The organism is Virgibacillus siamensis (assembly GCF_039522605.1).
Lineage (GTDB): Bacteria > Bacillota > Bacilli > Bacillales > Amphibacillaceae > Lentibacillus > Lentibacillus siamensis.
Map to the genome: position 1 here is coordinate 1 of NZ_BAAADS010000026.1, position 1079 is coordinate 1079.

General features: G+C 41.9%; 1 protein-coding gene. It reads left to right on the forward strand.

All coding sequences use genetic code 11. The features are described from left to right. Window positions 1–263: 263 nt before the first annotated feature. Window positions 264–1079, forward strand: an 816-nt coding sequence (gene istA, locus ABD010_RS18105) for an IS21 family transposase (RefSeq protein WP_343816431.1), incomplete at its 3' end; no start/stop codon positions are given.

Consider the following 1079-nt stretch of genomic DNA (forward strand, 5'->3'; position numbering starts at 1 on the left):
GGTCACTAATTCCATCAAAAATTGGACAGTGTACGCAATCAATAGAAAGGCATTATATACTATCAATAACAATATCGGAAACACCAGGACTGATTATTGCGGATGAATTGAGCCACTTATGCGGAGTTTTGAGCCAGCTAATGCGGGGAAATGAGCCACCTTCTGCGGACTGGAGAGCCAGTACCACGATAAACAGAATAACCTCTTGTATAATAAAAATTGCATGCAAACAAGCATGACAATATTATACAGGAGGTTTTTTTATGGTTAATTGCCGTAAGATTCTGGAGCTGTATATTGAAGGGGTCAGTCAAAGAACGATTAGTTCCAGCACTGGTCACTCCAGGAATACAGTCTCTGAGGTCGTTCAACGCGCCAAGAAACTTGGTGTAGAAAGTTTGAATGATACTATGACCAATCCATGGTTGGAAGCGTTTCTCTTCCCGGAGAAACAAGCCATTGAGAAAGGTTATTTCCCGATTGATTTGGAAAAGGTGCATAAGGAATTGCAGAAAAAGAATGTTACCTTGGCCTTATTACATCATGAGTACGCAACAGAGGCACGTGAGGGTGGAAAAATCCCTTACGCTTACAGAACTTTTTGTGAGAACTATGGGAAGTATGCGAAGAAATATAAATTAACGATGCCAATTCGGAGAAAACCGGGTGAAATCATGGAGGTGGATTGGGCTGGTTCAACGCTGCATATTATGGATCGTTCAACAGGCGAAACGATTCCAGCGTATGTATTTGTTGCGACATTGCCTTACAGTCAATTAAGTTACGTGGAAGCATTTTTAGATATGAAATCACCCAATTGGCTTATGGCTCATATCCATGCATTTGAATACTTTGGTGGAGTTCCTGAAACCTTGGTTCCGGATAATCTGAAAACAGGGGTTACAAAAACGCATCGCGTTAAACCTCTTCTCAATGAAGCTTATCGTGAACTGGCAGACTACTATCGTACCGTCATCGTTCCGAGCCGGGTCAGAAAACCCAAAGATAAGTCAAGTGTCGAAGGGGCTGTGGGCTATGTTTCACGGCAGATTATTGCTTCATTAAGAAACTATCAATGC